At 60.8% G+C, this 18,537-nt stretch carries 13 protein-coding genes; 9 read left to right on the top strand and 4 right to left on the bottom strand.

Annotated features, from left to right (window positions below; translation table 11 throughout):
- Window positions 1–478 precede the first annotated feature (478 nt).
- The 5 genes from glnH (at window position 479) to ACH2DG_RS19780 (ending at window position 4,674) form a co-directional block, all read left to right on the top strand.
- A complete protein-coding gene (gene glnH / locus ACH2DG_RS19800) occupies window positions 479–1,225 on the top strand; it encodes a glutamine ABC transporter substrate-binding protein GlnH (protein ID WP_395028244.1) in 747 nt (248 codons plus the stop codon).
- Between the two features lie 114 nt (window positions 1,226–1,339).
- Window positions 1,340–1,996, top strand: coding sequence for a glutamine ABC transporter permease GlnP (gene glnP, locus ACH2DG_RS19795; RefSeq protein ID WP_395028242.1), 657 nt, complete (start codon window positions 1,340–1,342; stop codon window positions 1,994–1,996).
- A complete protein-coding gene (gene glnQ, locus ACH2DG_RS19790; RefSeq protein ID WP_395028241.1) occupies window positions 1,993–2,721 on the top strand; it encodes a glutamine ABC transporter ATP-binding protein GlnQ in 729 nt (242 codons plus the stop codon). The genes glnP and glnQ overlap by 4 nt, the downstream gene beginning before the upstream one ends.
- Window positions 2,722–2,725: 4 nt before the next feature.
- Window positions 2,726–3,748, top strand: a complete 1,023-nt coding sequence (locus ACH2DG_RS19785) for a C45 family autoproteolytic acyltransferase/hydolase (protein WP_395028239.1) — start codon at window positions 2,726–2,728, stop codon at window positions 3,746–3,748.
- Entirely contained in the window at window positions 3,745–4,674 is a 930-nt protein-coding gene (locus ACH2DG_RS19780; protein ID WP_395028237.1) for a MurR/RpiR family transcriptional regulator, read from the top strand. The genes ACH2DG_RS19785 and ACH2DG_RS19780 overlap by 4 nt, the downstream gene beginning before the upstream one ends.
- A gap of 140 nt (window positions 4,675–4,814) precedes the next feature.
- Here ACH2DG_RS19780 and ACH2DG_RS19775 read toward each other — a convergent pair whose 3' ends face one another.
- Genes ACH2DG_RS19775 through hemC form a run of 4 tightly spaced genes read right to left on the bottom strand, consistent with a single transcriptional unit; the run spans window position 4,815 to window position 9,075 of the window.
- On the bottom strand, window positions 4,815–6,098 hold the full coding sequence (locus tag ACH2DG_RS19775; protein WP_224149774.1) for a heme biosynthesis protein HemY: 1,284 nt from the start codon (window positions 6,096–6,098) through the stop codon (window positions 4,815–4,817).
- 3 nt (window positions 6,099–6,101) lie between these two features.
- Window positions 6,102–7,271, bottom strand: a complete 1,170-nt coding sequence (locus tag ACH2DG_RS19770; protein WP_395028235.1) for a uroporphyrinogen-III C-methyltransferase — start codon at window positions 7,269–7,271, stop codon at window positions 6,102–6,104.
- Window positions 7,268–8,116 carry a uroporphyrinogen-III synthase gene (locus ACH2DG_RS19765; protein WP_395028245.1) on the bottom strand — a complete coding sequence of 283 codons (849 nt, stop codon included), beginning with the start codon at window positions 8,114–8,116 and terminating at the stop codon, window positions 7,268–7,270. The genes ACH2DG_RS19770 and ACH2DG_RS19765 overlap by 4 nt, the downstream gene beginning before the upstream one ends.
- 41 nt (window positions 8,117–8,157) lie before the next feature.
- Window positions 8,158–9,075: a hydroxymethylbilane synthase gene (gene hemC / locus ACH2DG_RS19760; protein ID WP_395028233.1), complete on the bottom strand. Its 918-nt coding sequence runs from the start codon at window positions 9,073–9,075 to the stop codon at window positions 8,158–8,160.
- A gap of 189 nt (window positions 9,076–9,264) precedes the next feature.
- Between hemC and ppc the strand changes: the two genes are divergently transcribed.
- From ppc to ACH2DG_RS19740, 4 genes are all read left to right on the top strand, one after another.
- Window positions 9,265–12,159 (top strand): phosphoenolpyruvate carboxylase, encoded by a 2,895-nt coding sequence (ppc, locus tag ACH2DG_RS19755; protein WP_395028231.1) that lies wholly within the window; start codon window positions 9,265–9,267, stop codon window positions 12,157–12,159.
- Between the two features lie 840 nt (window positions 12,160–12,999).
- The gene (locus ACH2DG_RS19750; RefSeq protein WP_395028229.1) at window positions 13,000–14,859 is read left to right on the top strand and encodes a filamentous hemagglutinin N-terminal domain-containing protein; all 1,860 of its coding nucleotides are present in this window, start codon (window positions 13,000–13,002) and stop codon (window positions 14,857–14,859) included.
- A 44-nt stretch (window positions 14,860–14,903) separates the two neighbouring features.
- A complete protein-coding gene (locus ACH2DG_RS19745) occupies window positions 14,904–16,574 on the top strand; it encodes a ShlB/FhaC/HecB family hemolysin secretion/activation protein (protein ID WP_395028228.1) in 1,671 nt (556 codons plus the stop codon).
- Between the two features lie 12 nt (window positions 16,575–16,586).
- Window positions 16,587–18,537: filamentous hemagglutinin N-terminal domain-containing protein (locus tag ACH2DG_RS19740; RefSeq protein WP_395028226.1), on the top strand; the 1,951-nt coding region annotated here is incomplete at its 3' end.

Here is an 18,537-nt window from a genome sequence, read left to right as displayed (position 1 = left end):
TGGGACACACAAAGTTCCAGAACCAATTGCCATATGCAAATGCCGGTTGGCTATTTGCGCAACACCGCTCGGGCCAGCTGGTTGACTTGGTACAAGCCCTAGGGAGCCTCTGCAAACTCCCTGCCGTGGTCTGAACGCGGCCTCGGGCGATCCGCTGCGTTGTCTTTTTCGTCAATAGCTACGGCTATTGCCTTCAAAAGACGCCTTGCGGCTCATCCCGATCCACGTCCATCCCATCTGGCGAGGGTTTTGCAGAGGCTCCCTGGCGGGCAAAACGGGTAAACCCCATGGACGGCATCTGAATATGCAAATAAATTTGCATTGACGCTTTGCATGCAAATTTCTGTTGCTTTGGGCGGTAATCCGGAAGAGTACCAGCCTTGCCTCGTGGGCGTGGCAGTGCGGTCCGGTTGCCGCGAGGACCGTTTTTGCGAAAGGTGAAGCGCCTGATCTTCAACATGCCTGAGAAAGGGTTGCGATGAAATTCAAGTTCAAGAAACTGTTGGCCATGGGTCTGATGTCGTTGGCCGCTGCGGGTGCCTCGCAGGCAGCGCAGCTGGTGGTGGCCACCGACACGGCTTTTGTGCCTTTTGAATTCAAGCAGGGCGACAAGTACGTCGGCTTCGACATCGATCTGTGGGATGCGATTGCCAAGGAGCTCAAGCTCGACTACCGCCTGCAGCCGATGGATTTCAACGGCATCCTGCCTGCGCTGCAGACCAAGAATGTGGATGTGGCACTGGCTGGCATCACCATCAAGGATGAGCGCAAGAAGGTCATCGACTTCTCGGATGGTTATTACGACAGCGGCTTCATGATCATGGTGCCCGCCAATAGCAAGATCACCGGCGGTGAAGACCTGGACGGCAAGCAGATGGCGATGAAGACGGGAACCTCGGCCGTCGACTACGCCAAGGAGAATTTCAAGAAGACCGAGCTGCGCCTGTTTCCCAACATCGACAACGCCTACATGGAGCTGATGACCGGCCGTGTGGATGCTGCCATGCACGACACACCCAATGTCCTCTATTACGCCAACACCACCGGCAAGGGCAAGGTCAAGGTAGTGGGCAAGCAGATGATGGCGCAGGAATACGGCATCGGCTTCCCCAAGGGCAGCGAGCTGGTGCCCAAGGTCAACGGCGCACTGGCCAAGATCAAGGCCGACGGCCGCTACACCACCATCTACAAGAAGTGGTTTGGTGTGGAGCCGCCCAAGAAGTAATTGTCCCTGAGGCGCCACGCGCCTTCCCCCTCTCGGGCGCCTCGCGCCGGGGAGGGCGGCACCGTTGCTGCGAGAAGCGGCAGGGGCTTGTGCGTTCATTGAAGAAAGAAGCTCATGGATTTCGACTGGTCAGTGATCTGGAGCGCCATGCCCGAGCTGATGAAGGGCACGCGGCTTACGCTTTACATTGCCATCCTGGGACTGCTGGGCGGCCTGGTGCTGGGGCTGCTGGCCGGCCTGATGCGCGCCTACGGCAACAAACTGCTGAGTGGCATTGCGCTGGTATATATCGAGGCCATCCGTGGCACGCCCATCGTCGTGCAGGTGATGTTCCTGTACTTTGTGCTGCCGCTGCTGGCGGGCCTGCGCATCGATCCGATCACGGCATCGGTGCTGGCCATCATGGTCAACTCCGGCGCCTATATTGCCGAGATCGTGCGCGGCGCCTTTCTGTCGGTGCCCAAGGGCCTGAGCGAAGCGGGCCAGGCCATGGGCATGCCGATGTGGCGCGTGCTGCTCTTTGTGGTGGGGCCGGTGGCTTTTCGCCGCGCCGTTCCGGCGCTGGGCAACCAGTTCATCGTCAGTTTGAAGGACACCTCGCTCTTCATCGTGATTGGCGTGGGTGAGTTGACGCGCCAGGGACAGGAGATCATCGCCACCAACTTTCGGGCAGTGGAGATATGGACCGCCGTGGCGCTGATTTATCTGGCACTGGTGGGCGTGCTGACCTTTGGCCTGCGCCAGTTGGAGAAAAGGATGCGCATCCTATGAGCATGGTTGAATTCAAGAAAGTCAGCAAACGGTTTGGCAAGACCGTGGTGCTCGATGGTGTGGATCTGAAGATCGAAAAAGGCGAGGTCGTGGTGCTGATCGGGCCATCGGGCTCGGGCAAGTCCACCTTGCTGCGCTGCATCAATGCGCTGGAAAGGATCGACGGCGGCGATCTGCTGGTGGATGGCCTGAGCGTGAATGGCGGCGAGCGCACGGTGCGCGAGATCCGCCGCGAAGCAGGCATGGTGTTCCAGCAGTTCAACCTGTTTCCGCAGATGACGGCGCAGCAGAACGTGGCCTTCGGCCCGCGCCAGGTGCGCGGCACGGGCAAGGCACAAGCCATGCAGGAGGCCGAGCAGCTGCTGGCCCAGGTGGGCCTTGCCGAGCGCAAGGGCCACTACCCGTCGGAACTGTCGGGCGGGCAGCAGCAACGCGTGGCCATTGCGCGTGCGCTGGCCGTCAAACCCAAGCTGATGCTGTTTGACGAGCCCACCTCGGCTCTTGATCCCGAATTGCGCCAGGAGGTGCTCAAAGTGATGCAGAACCTGGCCGAGAGCGGCATGACCATGATCGTCGTGACGCACGAGATAGCCTTTGCCCGCAAGGTGGGCACGCGCCTCATTTTCATGGAGCACGGCCACATCTCGGTCGATGGCAATCCGGTGGAGATGATCGACAATCCCAGCAATCCGCGCCTGCGCGATTTTCTGCAGCACGTTGAGTAGTTTTATGTTGAAGTATCTGGAAGTGGAAGGTTCGTCCTACGAGCTGGGCCAGGCATTGGGCCGCTTTGGCAAGCAGGCGGTGCACGATTTGCTCCTGCCGAGTGCTGCATGGGTCAGCTTGATGGCGTGGCGCGGCAGCGCAGAGGTTGCGGCCATGCAGCAGCTCACGCAGGAGCGGTTTCCCGCGATCTGGCAGGAAATCGAAGGCCTGGCCGCTGGCCTGGAGCTGCCGCTGGCCGATGTGTTCATCTGGAACTGCCGGGGCGATCTGTGGGCCATGGCGCCCGACGGCTGCACCACGGTGCTGCTGCCCGGCGAGGCGGGCGCAACCGCCCGGCTGGCGCACAACGAAGATGGCCTGCCGTTCTTCAAGAACCACTGTGCGATCGTGCGTGCCAGTGTGCGCGGCCACAGCGATGTGGTGTCGTTCGCCTACCCGGGCTCGATTCCGGGCCATACGTTTGCCGTGAATGCCCGGGGCCTGGGCATCACCGTCAACAATGTGCGCACGCGGCTCGTCAGCGCTGGCGTGCCCCGCATGGTGCTGGGCCGCGCGGCGCTCAACCTGGACAGCGCCGTGGCGGTGCAGCACATGCTTGAAGAAGTGCCGCGCGCGGGAGGCTTTCACTTTTCGGTGGCCCAGGCGGGCGTTGCTTCCATTGCCAGTGTGGAGTTCACGGCGCACCGGGTGTCGATGGAGTCGATCACTGCGCCAGCACTGCATGCCAACCATCTGGTGCACACGGCCATGCGTCACCATCCGCAACTGGTGACCAATTCATCGGGTTTCCGGCAGGAGCGCGGCGAGCAGCTGTTGCGGGAGGGTGTGCGGGATGCGTTGTCGATCCTGGCAGACCAGCACAACAACGCCTTTCCGATTCTGCGCAATGCGACCGATGACAGCGACGACGAAAACACCATGGCAACAGCCTTCATGGAAGTGGGGTCCGATGCCATCTGCTGGGATGTGCTGGAGGATGGCGGGCGCGTGCCAGTGATGCGCTTTGTGAACGCCCAGGCGGTATGAATCCGCCAGCCTCTCCAGAGGTACCTGCCACCGCGGCACCTGCCAGCCTGCAGGCGCTGGCACAGCTGGTCGATCGCCTGGCGCAGGGCACGGGCGATGTGCAACTGGGCCGCAAGGCCATGACGGCGCTGGCACAGGCATTGGCTGCGCCAGCGGATTTTGCGCTGCTCAGCATTACGCAGGCAGCGGCACGCCACGGCATCAGCGCATCGACCTGGACACGGCTTGCGACCCGGTTGGGCTATGAGGGGTTTGCAGATTTTCAGGCGGTGTTCCAGGCGCATCTGGCGCAGCAGGCCCCGTATTTCTACGCGCGCCAGACCAGGCAGGCCGTCGATCTGCACCAGCCCGGTGGCACCGCCGCTGCGGTGCTGGCTGCCATGGCCCAGAGCGCCATCGACAATATCCACGCTTTGGGCAGCGAAGGCCATGCGCAGCAGATCGAGCAGGTGGCGCAACAATTGGCGGCAGCCCGCCGGGTGGCCTGCTTTGGCCTGCGGCAGATGCACAGCGTTGCCAGCTATTTAAGCTACGGCCTGGGCCTGCTGCGCCCGGATGTCTGCGTGCTGGGCGGCAGCAACATGGCGGTAGCTGAAGGCCTGGCACAACTGGTGGCTGGCGACGTGCTGGTGGTGACGAGCGTGGCTCCCTATACCCGCATGGTGGTGGATGTGGCACGCGCCGCGCGCGAGCAGGGGCTGGTGGTGGTGGCGCTGACCGACCACCGGGCATCGCCCCTGGCCGCCGCCGCCCAGCATGCCATTTATGTATCGCATGCCTCGGCCTTCGTCAGCAACAGCCTCGTGGCGCATCTGGTGGTGTGCGAAGCGCTGGTGAATACGACCGCCCAGTTGCTGGGTGACAGTGCGCTTACCGCAGTGCAGCAGCGGGAGCGATGGATTGCAAGGCTCGGCATTGAGCAGTGATGGGCGTGCCAACAGGGGAATCTTGCAATTTGCTCACAAAATCATAGCTTTTAGCGCTTATCTGTATTGAATTTGATAGCTGAAAAATCCAATGCCAAGACAGACCGGGCGCTGCCAGCTACCGTTTTATAGATAACTGCTTACTGGAGAACGCTGAGTGCAGCTTGTTTCCAGGCCTGTGCGGCTGCTGCGTCATCGCCGCGGTGCTCTGCAAGACGAGCGAGGTGGTGCCAGGCTCTGCGGCGCAGCTCTGCATCCTGTAGCGCAGGGGCGGCCTGTTGTAGCCATTGCTGGGCCTTGCCCCAAAGCTGGCGCTCCAGGCAGGCGCAACCGGCGAGGTACTGCAGGTGTTCGTCGTGCGGGCGCTTGCGCTGGGCATTCTCAATCCGGGCCAGCCATTCACCGTCCAGATCCTGCATGCTGTCTTCCAGCACGCGCACCAGGCGCTCGGTCTGCAGGCTGGGCAGGCTTTTGCTGCCACCCGTGAACCGTTCCCAGGCGGGCAGCAGCCATTCGCGCATCTGGGCGGGTGATCCGGCCAGGGTGTGCAGGCGGCGTGCTGCGTGGATGCCCACTTCCGGCATGGCGCGTTCGGCCGCATCCAGGCTGCGCCAGGCTTGCATCAGTTGCTCGGGGTCGTGGGCGTCGTTGATCAGCTCCATTGCCAGGCCTTTGACGATGCTTTGCGCCGCAGCGGCTGAGAATGCGCGGTGCTTGGCCAGCAGGCGCGCGGTATCGAGCGCCGGCAGGGCCTGCTGCAGCTGGCGTGCGGCCTTGAGTTTGAGGCGAAGCGCCAGGGTGCGGCGTGCTGCGCCCTGTGGCAGCTGGGCCAGGTTGTCGAGCGCAGCATGGGCGTCGTGATCGTCCAGCGCCCATTGGGCGGCACGCAGCTGGGTGCCTTCGCGCAACTCGGGCAGGTGCCTGGCATCCGCGCTGACTGCTTCCTGCATGGCCAGATCCCAGTGGTGGTCGCGCTGGGTCTGGTCCTGCAGTGCATGCGAGCTTTCTGCAGCCAGCACGTGCGACAGCACGCGCAATTGCAGGCCATGCGGCATGGCTTCGCCGGTGTCATGCAGGGCCTTTTCCTGTGCCAGGGCCGACAGCGCAGCCTTGCGCGCCCGCACGAAACGGCCTGCCTGCAACTGGGTGACGGCATCAAGCGCCGCGCCATGCATGGCGCGTTCCTTTTGCTGTACGCGCCAGCGTTTGGCCTGCTTGGGCAGCTCGAACATGACGCTGATGCCACGCAGCGCGCCATAGAGCAGCACAAAACCCAGCAGCAGCAACACGACCACCATGTTGAGCGAAAAATCAATGCGGTAGGGCGGCCAGTACAGGGTGACACTGCCTTGGTTGCTGCCTGCAAACAGGGCGGCGGCAACGGCAATCGCAAAGAGGCCAATCAACCAGATGGCGGCGCGCATGGCTTAGCGTCCTGCAGCCGCAGTGGCCAGGGCTGCCAGCGTGTCGCTGGCACGGGGAATTTCCACATCGCGCATGGCTTGCTGCAACTGCAACAGCTGCTGGCTGGCCTGTTGCGTGCGGCGCGACGAGGGGTCGAAGTACTTGCGGATGGTCTCGCCAGCCGATGCAAGGTCATTGCGCGATGCGGGCATCTGGCGCGCCAGCAAGGCCAGGCGTGCATTCATGATGCGCAGCTTGAGGTTTTCCCGCAGGAAGAAGGCCTCGCTTGGGGAGAGCAGCACGGCATCAGGGTAATCGATGCGGCGAACGCGCACCAGGCTGCGCGCCTCGTCATGCACCGCGTTCCATACGGTGGTGAACGCCGTGGACCACCAGCTCGGTGTTTCATCCTGTGCGTCGCCATCCTTGCTGGAGACGTCTTTGCTGTGGGCTGCATCCTTGGCGCGGGCAGGCGCGGAGCGGCGGCCCGTGTTGGTGGCGACATCGTTTTGCAGCGGCAGCTCGTCCACCTGGCGCAGCAGATCATCCAGCCGCGCCAAAAGACCTGCGGTGTCGAGCGATTTGCTGCTGGCAAAACGGTCCAGATCACGGGCAATGGCGCGCTCGACGGGTGCCAGGCGCGGCTGGGCAGATGCCATGACGCGCTGCTGCGCCGTCTTGAGCGCGCTGACCACTGGGTCCGGACTGCCGCTGAGCTGGCTTTGCTGCATGGCAAAACGGATGGCGCCCTCGATATCGCCCACCAGGTTGTCGTCGCGGCTGCGCGAGAGGCTGTGCATCAGCTCTTCGAGCTGGCCACGCTGCAGGGCCACCTCGCCCACGCGCGCTTCCAGCACGGACATGCGTGAGGCGGCATCCCGCGATACATCTTCGGCCTGGCGTGCCAGGGTGCGTGCTTCCACCGCCTGGCCGCGAGAGTCGGCGCTTTGCAGGGCCAACTGCTGCTGGATGTTGCCCAGCCGCTGCCACAGCATCACGCTGCTGACCACCGCCACCGTGGCTGCAACGCCCAGCACGACCGACGTCCACACCCAGGCATTCGGCGCGCCGCCCGCGCTCGCGGCCGCCGACCCGGCAACCGCAGTGCCAGCGGTGCTGGCAGTGCTGGCGATGGCGGGAGGCGTGGGTGCTGGCGTAGGGTGGGGGGCCGGTGTCTGCTCTGGCGGCGTCATAGCCTGGATTCTAACGACGCTATGACATCCGCCACGGTGGGACGGCAAGGCTTGACAGAGGCAAATCCAGCTTCCTGAGCGGCCTGCGCTATGCGTGGATGGGTGGCAATAGCCTTCGCTGCAGCCAATTGTTCGGATGCAAAAATGTTGCGTAAATGCATCACTGCCTGCGAACTGCTGAACAGCCAGAGGCTGCCATCGGCGAGGGCGGTGTGGGCGTGTGCCATCTGCTCAGGCGTCCACTGTGGCATTCGGCGCTCATACACGGCGACAAAATCCACACCCACGCCGGCGGCCTGCAGCTGCATCGCGAGCCATTGGCGGCCCGTTCCGCCAGGGGCCGAGTTTTCGCCAGACCCGCCATCGCCTTCGGAGGCGCCGCGCACCACCAGTACACGCAAGCCAGCTGCAGCCATCGCAGGCACCTGGGGAGAGACTTGCGCCCACAGCGATTCGGAGTCGAACTGCGCCGCACCGGGCGCAGGTTGGTCGATCAAGGTGGCCGCAATGCCTTGTGCCAGCGCAGCGCGCGCTGTGCCGGGGCCGGGGCTCCATACTCTGGTTTTGATAGCTGCTGGCGCTTGGCAGGAAAGCACCTGAGTCAGGTTGTCGTCTAAAAAATACTGCGCCGCATTGCCGCTGACCAGCATGATGGCGCCATAGCGACCGCCACGTTGGCACGCGGCCCGGGCCTGGCTTGCCGCCTGTTGATCGGCAGGCAGGGTAGCTGGCCCGATCTCGATCAGCGGCAGGGCCCGTGCGGACACGCCACGCGCTTGCAGTTGCGATACCCATGCATCCGCTTCGGGTTGCGGGCGGGTGACGATGACGCGTGGCAGGGTCATATCAGTCATTCAGGATGCTGTGCACTGCCTGCACAGGCGGCCTATCGCTGTTTGGCACCTGCGGCCTGCAATAGCTGCGCCACCTGCTGGCCCAGAGCGTCGGCGCTGGCCAGATCCGTAACTTGCGCGCTGGCAGCGGCGCGCACCAGCGCTGCGTCAGGCTGAAGCTCGTCGCCCCAGGCAGCGCGCAGGTGCAGCATGTCGCCTTGCCACTGTCCATGCGCGGCCAGTGGCATGGAGCAGCTGCCGCCCATGCAGCGGCTGACGGCGCGCTCGGCGGTCACCGCCCTCCAACTGCGGGCGTCGGCCATGCTGGCAAACAGCGCCACCAAGTCTTGCCGGTCTGCGCGGATTTCAATGCCCAAGGCGCCCTGGCCTGCGGCGGGCAGCATGGTGTCGGTATCGAATTCGTGGCGGATGCGGTCGTGCATGTCCAGGCGCTTGAGGCCCGCCGCCGCCAGAACGATGCCATCGTATTGACCGTCGTCAAGTTTGCGCAGGCGGGTATTCACATTGCCGCGTAGCGGCTGGATGTCCAGATCAGGTCGCAATGCCTTGAGCAGCACCTGGCGGCGCAGGCTGGAGGTGCCGACGACCGCGCCCTGGGGCAGGTCATCCAGCTGCGCATAGCGGTTGGAAACCCAGGCGTCGCGCGGGTCTTCTCGCTCCAGCACGGCCGCCAGCGCAAAGCCTTCGGGCAGCTCCATCGGCACGTCCTTGAGCGAATGCACGGCCAGATCGGCAGCGCCGGTCTCCAGCGCGGTTTCCAGCTCCTTGACGAACAGGCCCTTGCCACCCACTTTGGAGAGCGTGCGGTCCAGGATCTGGTCTCCGCGCGTGGTCATGCCCAGCAGCGAGGCCTGGTGGCCCAGGTTTTGCAGCAACTGCTGTACGTGCCGCGCTTGCCACAGAGCGAGCTGGCTTTCACGGGTGGCGATGGTCAGGGATAGGGAGGTCATGGGTTTGGGCACCGCCTTCTGCGCTGGCCAGCGGCGGGTACCCCACTGGCAGCGTAAAAAAGCGGCTCAAAACAAGTCACAAAACGCAATCTTCGATGCTAGCATGTGCTGCGCCGTGATTGGCGCAGTGCGGATTCGCCCTGCGCAACGCGCTCTGCCCTCTGTTTTGCCACCTGTTTTCCTTCGCCCATGACTACTGCCAGCAAAAAAGACTCTTCTGCAGCGCATGCAGTTTCCAAGACCGCAACGCGCAAGACCAGGACTGCCGACAGCACTGCAAGCCAGCCCACGGGGCGCCGTGCCGACAAGGACCAGCCGCTGATCGAGGATATCCGTCTGCTGGGCCGCATTCTAGGTGATGTGATCCGCGAGCAGGAGGGCCAGGCCGCGTTCGACCTGATTGAGCAGGTGCGCCAGCTCTCGGTGGCCTACCGCCGCAATGACGACCAGGATGCGGAAAAATCCCTCAAGACCCTGCTCAAGCACCTGTCGGGCGACCAGACGGTGAGCGTGATCCGTGCCTTCACCTATTTCTCGCACCTGGCCAATCTGGCGGAGGACCGCCACCACATCCGCCGCCGCGAGGTGCACGAGCGCGCCGGCAACACCCAGGAAGGCAGCATTGAAGTGGCGCTGGCCCGGTTGCGCTGGGCGGGAATTCCGGTCAAGGCGGTGGCCGATACCCTGTCACACAGCCTGATATCGCCCGTGCTGACCGCGCACCCGACCGAAGTGCAGCGCAAGAGCATTCTGGACGCCGAGCGCGCCATTGCCGCCCTGCTGGTGGAGCGCGATGACATTGCAGCCCGCGCCCAGCTCTTCAACAGCAGCAAGGACACGCTCACGCCCAGGCAACTGGCCGACAACGAACTGCTGCTGCGTGCGCAGGTAACGCAGCTGTGGCAAACGCGGCTGCTGCGCTTTTCCAAGCTGACGGTCGAAGACGAAATCGACAACGCGCTGTCGTACTACCAGGCCACGTTCCTGACCGAGATTCCCAAGCTCTACGCCGCGCTGGAGCGCGAGTTGGGCGAGCGCGATCTGGCAACTTTCCTGCGCATGGGCCAGTGGATTGGTGGCGACCGCGATGGCAATCCGAACGTGACCGCGTACAGCCTGCAGGAGGCGCTGCGCCGCCAGGCCGATCTGGTGCTGCGCCACTACCTCAAGCAAGTGCACTATCTGGGCGGAGAGCTGTCGATGTCGCAGCGCCTTGCAGGCACCACACCGGCCTTGCAGGCCCTGGCCGCGCGATCGCCCGACACCAGCGAGCACCGCGAGGACGAGCCCTATCGCCGCGCCCTGATCGGTATGTATGCACGCCTCGCGGCAACGCTCAAGAACCTGAGCGGCGGCGACGCCGCCCGCCATGCCGTGGCGCCGCAGAACCCCTATACGACAAGCGATGAGTTTCTGGCGGACCTGCGCGTCATCGAGGATTCGCTGCGCGACAACCATGGCCGGGCGCTTGCCGAGCAACGCCTGTCGCCGTTGATCCGCGCGGTGCAGGTATTTGGCTTTCACCTGGCCACGGTGGATCTGCGCCAAAGCTCCGACCAGCACGAGGCTGTGGTTGCCGAGCTGCTGGCCACTGCAGGCCTGGAGGGCGATTACGCCCAGTTGTCTGAAGCTGCCAAGCGCGAGCTGCTGATCCGCCTGCTGTGCGATGCGCGCCCGCTGCGGGTGGTTGGCGCGCGGTATAGCGACAAGACCCAGAGCGAGATGGCCATTTTCGAGCGGGCCTGCCAATCGGTGAAGCTGTATGGGCGCGAGGCCATCCGGCACTACATCATCAGCCACACCGAAGCGGTGAGCGACCTGCTCGAAGTACTGCTGCTGCAAAAGGAGGTGGGTCTGCTGGGCGGGCGCATCAACGACGGCCAATCGCAGGCTGCGCTGATCGTGAGCCCGCTTTTCGAGACCATTGACGACCTGCGCAACGCGGCGACCATCATGCGCGAATACTATGCGCTGCCGCATATTGCGTCGCTTGTTCAGCGCAGCGGGGCAGAGCAGGACATCATGCTTGGCTACAGCGACAGCAACAAGGATGGCGGCATCTTCACCAGCAACTGGGAGCTGTACCAGGCCGAGATCGCGCTGGTGGCGCTGTTTGACGAGCTGAGCCAGCAGCACCCGGTGCAACTGCGCCTGTTCCATGGCCGAGGCGGCACTGTGGGGCGCGGCGGCGGGCCCAGCTACCAGGCTATTCTTGCGCAGCCTCCGGGCACGGTACGTGGCCAGATCCGCCTTACCGAGCAGGGGGAGGTGATTGCCTCCAAGTACGCCAACCCTGAAATCGGCCGCCGCAACCTGGAAACCCTGGTGGCCGCAACGCTTGAAGCCACCTTGCTGCAGCCCACCAAGCCCGCCACGCAGGCGTTTCTGGCTGCAGCCGCCGATCTGTCTGTCGCCAGCATGGCCGCGTACCGCGAGCTGGTCTATGGCACCAGGGGTTTCGAAAGCTATTTCTTCAGCTCCACCCCGATCCGTGAAATTGCCGAGCTCAACATTGGCTCGCGCCCCGCATCGCGCAAGGCCAACCAGCGCATTGAAGACCTGCGCGCCATCCCCTGGGGTTTCAGCTGGGGCCAATGCCGCCTCACCTTGCCCGGCTGGTATGGCTTTGGCACGGCGGTGCAGGCGTTCGTGAACCAGGAGGGCAAGTCTGCCAAGGCGCAGTGGGCTCTTCTGCAGAAAATGTACCGCCAGTGGCCGTTCTTCCGGACCCTGCTGTCCAACATGGACATGGTGCTGGCCAAGAGCGACCTGGCGCTTGCCTCGCGCTATAGCGAACTGGTGGCCGACACGCGCCTGCGCAAGCGCGTGTTCCAGGCAATCGAGGTCGAATGGAAGAGCACCGCACACGCCCTGGCCCAGATCACCGGGGAGCAGAACCGCCTGGCCAACAACCCGGCGCTGGAGCGCTCCATCCGCCACCGCTTCCCCTACATCGATCCGCTGCACCACCTGCAGGTGGAACTGATCCGCCGCTGGCGCAATGGGGAAGACAACGAGCGCGTGAAAACCGGCATCCACATCTCGATCAACGGCATCGCAGCGGCACTGCGCAATACGGGTTGAGGGAGATGGGCTGTCGGCAATAGTAATCAAGAGATTAGAAGCTGAAGATGAACATAAGGATGTTCTTTTGAATCGTTAGAAGATCCCTCACCTAGCCTAGGCGTGTGATCACGACCACGCTCCAATTCTTTGGCGCTAGTTGTGCTGTACGCAGTTCGTACCGTTACAACGCTAGCTAATCTCCATGTCCCTGGCAGCTCATCTCATGAAGTCACCACTGCGGCCAGAACAGATCTCGAAAGTTCTTGAAAATGCTAATAAAAATCAGAAGAATAAAGGGCATTCGTTCCTAGCGAAGACAGAAAGTCTTTCGAACATTTGACGTAAAAACGCCCAGATCGTTGGTCGAAAATTTCGCTGTTCCAGAAGCGATTGCTGGCATCCGTACAGATTCTGATTTTTCTCTTTCCTTTCTCCTTAAGCGAGACGCCACTTGCCAATTTATTTGCTTGGAGAGAGTGGTGGGATAGCGGTGCTTGCACGTCTGAAATAAGAATCGGTAGCAGAATAATTGTCGAAAATCTGCGTCATCAATTTCTGATGTTGATTGTTGACAAATGGAGGATGCATTCCCTTTGTTGGCTATGTTGCTTTGACGCTAAGTGAGTCCATTCTACAAAGAAATTCGTATGCTAAATCCTCATGGAGTCAGTACGGAAATCAGTCCCAGTCAGAGAGATGTAAGCATAATTTATTGAAATGCAACGCTGTATAAATTGCGTGCATTCATGTGTGGAACGGAAGATTGGGGAACTTATGGGGACGCGTCGGTGTTTGTGCTTAGGGGTGCTACTTACAACCACACAGTGGTGCTGTGCTCAAACCGTTGTTACTTCGGTTGTGCCTAAAGGATTGGATGGGGCCCAAGTCCACATAGGCGATTCTGGCCGTGCGCATGTGATACCGACAGCAGCTAAAGATAGTGTTTCGTACAACGGATTCAGCCAGTTTGATGTAGGCAAGCAAGGGCTGAGTTTTGAGAATCAGGGCGTCAATGCACGCACGATTGTGGCTGAAGTGTTTTCAGCGGCACCGTCTCGAATTCAAGGAGATCTCGAGGTCGTGGGGCCGCGAGCAAATTTAATTCTGGCAAATCAGAACGGTATTAGCCTTAATGGCACCAACCTTGTAAATTTTGGCAGTGTGGCGTTCGCAACAGGTGCCATCAGCTTAAGGGACCAGCAGCAAAGCGCGGGTCATAACCAGCGCTTTGTCGATGTCACTACAGGTCAAGGCACCATCCAGGTCGGCGACCAAGGGATCGCAGGAAATCTCATCCGTCTGGAGATAATTGCCAAGAATATTGAGGTTAACGGCCCAGTTGCCAATAACTACACATCATCCAGCGCGCAGGTGCGCATGGTGGCCGGAGACTCCAAGGCCAGTTTTGATACTGCTGCGTCACCGGTCGATAACCTGACCCCTTGGGTCTACTACCAAGCGGGCACTGCAGAACGCAAAGAAGTCGCAATCAAGGTAGGGGCGGGGTCCAAAGTTACAGCAGGCAAGATCGAAATCCTGGTCACTGATAAAGGCGCAGGGGTTCGCAATGAAGGTGAAATGGTAGCCTCGGCTGGTAATTTCACATTGTCTGCCACAGGAGACTTGGTTCAGCTTGGTGGCAAGATCAGCGCACAAGGCTCTGTCAATGTAAGTGCAGCAGATATCCATCTAGAAGGTGCAGATGCGCATCAAAGCCTGGTCTCCGCAGGCTTGCAAGCGAATTTGCAGGCGACTGGCTCCATTCGTAATATTGGTGGAGAAATTGTCGGCACCCAGAGGTTCTCGGAAGAAAGCCCCTATGCGGTCTACCTCAAAGCAGGCGATGGCATAGAGAACCGCAGCCCCGTTGGTGCAGAAAAGACCAGTGTCATTTTCGGTAAAGGTGATTCGATCAAGCTGGAGTCTGGCGAAGGCGGTATTCACTCCGTGAACGCGCGACTTGTCTCTAACTTGAACCTGGACCTAGTCAGCCAAGGTGCCATCACCAATGAAAGCACGCACATCCTGGGTAGTGAATCCTCGGACTGGCGTACATCGGGCTTCTTGTCTCGCAAGAATGGCTACCGGGTAGACATGGGAGGCCTTGCGGACGAGAAAAATCTCGGCTACTGGGTTGCTCAAGGCAATGTCAGCGTTTCAGGCGCATCTTTGTCCAACACTGGTGGGTTCATCTACTCCAACGCAGGTAGCGTGGATATTAAGACGAAAGGCGCTTTCACCAATGAGGCGCATAGCGTCGGAATGTTTGAGTACAGCAAACGCTGCGTGCTTTTCATATGCAAAACAACAGCCAATAGCACTGAGAAGCTGATGGGAGGCCAGATCATGGCTGCCAATGACCTGCGGGTAGATGCTGGAGGCACCGTGCTCAACAATGGCGGAACCATGTATGCAGGCCAAAACATGGTTATCAACGCGCCGACCATCATTGCGCGGGCTAAGCCTGTTCACACTGTAATTTTGCGAGACAAAGGGCTCAAAGCATTGTTTGGGGACACCTGGGCCCAGGTGTATGCCACAGACCAAGGCGGGTCCTTCACTGCTCAACAAGGTCGCTTAATGCTGCAAGGGGTTGCTCAGCAAGACGGAGGGGCTTTTGTGGCAGCTGTCGGAATTGACGGAGAAATTCAGGTCATTCGTAAGCCCCATCGGGACCCTGTACGTATCGAGGATCATCTCGGCATCTTCTGGTGGTAGTGGGTACAGCGATGAAAATAAATAGAAAAAGGAGCGCGCTCTGGATGGGTTCGCTGGCAGGGGTGCTCAGCCTGTCTGCTATGGCGCAGAACAACCCCATTCGTGACCCTAACGACCAACTCATGCGCGAGCAGCAAGAAAAGCTGCGCAAGGAGCTGCTGGAGCAGAACGCCGCAGGAAAAATCCAGCTCGATGCCGAGCCTGCGGGCGGGGCGGTGGAAGACAGCAGCTTCCCTGCCGGGCTTCAAACCACGGGGCCGGGCTTTGCGATCCAGGAGATCCACGCCACGGGCGACAGCGAACTGCTCAGTAGCAGCCATTTTGCCAAAATCACCAGGCCTTTTCTGGGGCAAACGCTGGCGGTCGAGCACATCAACGTGCTGCTTGACCGTATCAACAAGGCGTTGATCCAAGAGGGCTACACCACGTCGCGCGCCTATGTGGGCGGCCAAAACCTCAAAGAAGGAACCCTTGCGATCACCATCGTTGCGGGTCGAATAGAAAAACTGCTCTTCAATGGAGCGCCCGCTACTGACGTGGGCGCGTGGCTGGTCATGCCCATGAGGGAGGGAGATATTTTCCGTCTGCGCGATATCGAGCAAGCGGTGGATCAATTCAACCGCCTGCGCCGCAACAATGTCCAGGTCCTCATTAAGCCAGGCGAGACCTCTGGCGGCTCCGTCGTTGAATTTGTCAACAAGGAAGGGAAAGCGGCCAGATACAACATGGGGTTGGACAACCAGGGAAGTTCCAGTACGGGGCGCGCACGCGTCCAAGCGGGAGTGGACGTAGGCAACATTCTCGGTTTGATGGAGTCCATGACATTTGGCTTGACCTCCAGCCAAGAGACCAATGCCATCTATGGCCTAGTCTCTGTCCCCTGGGGCTACAACACCATCTCGGCCATGGCGTCGATCTCTGAGTATCAGAACCTCATTGCAGATACGGCGCTGGTGTATGGGCGCTCCAAGAATTTCTCTTTGTCCCTGAACCGGCTGCTCGCGCGCGATCAAAACAGCAAGACCGCACTGGACATCTCGCTGGCAAAGCGTAACTCCACACGCGAAGTCAACAACTATCCTCTTTCCCCACAAAGCCAAACTAGCTTGCGGGTAGGAGTCAACCGGTTGACGCGGTTTGACACGAAGTTGGGGACAGGGCAGTGGAGTGTGGATGTTGGGCTCTCGCGTGGCATCCCTGCACTGGGCGCTGACAGAGACCCGGATGACCTGCCCAAGGAGGCAGCGCGTTACCAATTCACCAAGCTGGACGCTTCAGCCTCATTGGATCGTCCTGTCGGCGAGCGCATCATCTATCGAGGCAAGCTCAGCGCCATCTGGAGCAGTCGGCCCCTCTATTCATCCGAGCAACTATTTGCTGGTGGTGTCTCCAGTGTGCGAGCCTATCCGGAGTCCTATTTAGGGGGCGACCAAGGGCTGGTGTGGCGCAATGAATTTGCCTTGGCCAAAACACAACCCCTGTGGGAAGGGTGGAAGGGCGGCATACGCTACGAGCCTTATCTGTTTGCAGATGCCGCAGTTCTCAAGACCGTATCGGACGGTCACTCGCGCAGCATTTTTGGCGCGGGGGCCGGCGCCCGGCTGGTTCTACAAAACGCTTTTGCCGATATTCAAGTCGGCCGGGCCATGAAGTCTCCCACTGGATATCAAAAGCAGGGCTGGCGTGTGAATGCCAACTTGACGTACCAATTTTAAGGCGTGTCATTCATGCTGTTTACCCACAAGGCCAAGCGCCGCATTACCAAGTCCATCCTTACAGTCTATTTCTGTGGGCAAGCGGGCATTGGCGTATTTTCTCCAGCTTTTGCCCAAGGGGCTCCACAAGGGATCCCAATTGCAGACCCGCGTGCGCCACTGGCTTTTCAGCCGAGCATCCAAAACGTGCCTGGCGCGGCTTCCGTGGTCAATATCACGGCACCCAACGCAGCAGGCCTGTCGCTCAACCAGTACCAGAGTTTTGACGTGCCAACCTCTGGGGTGGTTCTGAACAACAGCCAAATTGGGGGAACCCCCTTGCTGGGTGGCAAGGTACCAGCCAATCCCAACCTGGCAGGAGGGACGGCCAATACCATCGTCAACGAGGTCACGACGCAAGGACCGCCGAGCCAAATCAATGGCACGATTGAAGTGTTCGGCAACCCTGCTGCGGTGATTGTGGCCAACCCCAGCGGCATTACCTGCAATGGCTGCGGTGTGGTCAATACTCCGCGCTTGTCGTTTAGCACAGGCAGCATCACCTTGCGAGATATCAATGGCGCAGCCAGCAGCTTTGGTCTGGCATCGGGCATTGGTTACAACGTACAAGGTGGACAGATCGCCATCCAGGGAACGGGCGTTGAAGGGACGGTCGGTCAAATCGACCTTGTGGGTGATCTGCTCCGTATCGATGGGCCGCTAAGAGCCCATTATCTCAACCAGAGCGTCTCAAGCATCAACCTGATGGCGGGCAAGACCCCGGGCGCAGGTGCTCTACCAACAGGCGCTGGCGCTAACTCCGCCGCGGGCCGCACTTCCGGCTCGTTGGTTGCGATTGATGCATCGGCACTGGGCGCCATGACTGCAGGTCGCATCACTGTGGTGTCCACCGATGCCGGGATGGGTGTCAATCTTCGCGGGCCCCTGCTGGCTTACCAGCAGGACGTGGATATTCAGAGCGCCGGCCGTGTGACCACGGGCGATGTGGCAGCTTCGCGCGACATCCGCATCAACGCCGATGGCTTGGTTATTACCGGCGGCACTGTAGCGGCCAATGACAATCTGAAGATCAACGGCAAGGATGGCGTCTATCTGGCTGGCACCACCAGTGCGCAAAAGGGCATCACCTTGGGCAGTACCCAAGGCAGCGTAACGGCCCAAGGGCCCCTCGCCACTGCAGGCAACTTGGATGTGCAGGCCGCGCAGGCCGTGCGCATCGGTTCGCCCCAGAGCGCGGAGGGCGGAGGCACGCAGGTGGCGGGCACCACCACCCTCAGAGGCGACACAGTATCCATCTCGGGAAAATTTGCTGGCGGTAAAGACGTCAATATCAATGCAGCCAGCGGCGCCTCGATCATAGGCAATGCCACCATCGCCGGCAACCTGTCCATGCAAAGCGGCGGCGATTCCGCGCTGTTCGGCAATATCCAGGTCAACCAGAGCGCAAGCGTAAGCGGCCGCAATGTCAGCACGTCCGGCGCGCTTACCGTCGGCGAGAACATGGACATCCTGGGAGTCCAGTCCGTGGATCTTCTGGGTACCACAACGGTAGGAAACCATTTGGGTGTTGGAGGTGGGAACGTCACCATTTCTGGCGACCTGGATGCTGGCCAGACCACCGTATCTGCACAGCAGTTGAATCTGGGCGGAACAGACGGCAATCTCAATGCACGTGGCGACCTCAATCTCAGCGTTACCCAATCTTTCCATAACACGGGCAATGTCAATGTTTCCGGCAGTTTTGGTCTTACCACCGGAGGCAATGCACAGTTTGATGGCACGGTGTCCACAGGCTCCAATTTTGGCGTCAATGCGGGTGGCGACATTGCTATCAACGGTGCGGTGAACAGTGGTGGCAGCACCAACTTGAATGCAGGCAGCAACCTGCAGATCAATAACACGATCACCGCAGGTGGTGGTGTGAATGGGACGGCTGGCGGCAATATTTCCGTGAATGAGCAAG

The organism is Comamonas odontotermitis (assembly GCF_040396735.1).
Classification (GTDB): domain Bacteria; phylum Pseudomonadota; class Gammaproteobacteria; order Burkholderiales; family Burkholderiaceae_C; genus Comamonas; species Comamonas odontotermitis_C.
This window is presented reverse-complemented; position numbering and strand designations above follow the sequence as displayed.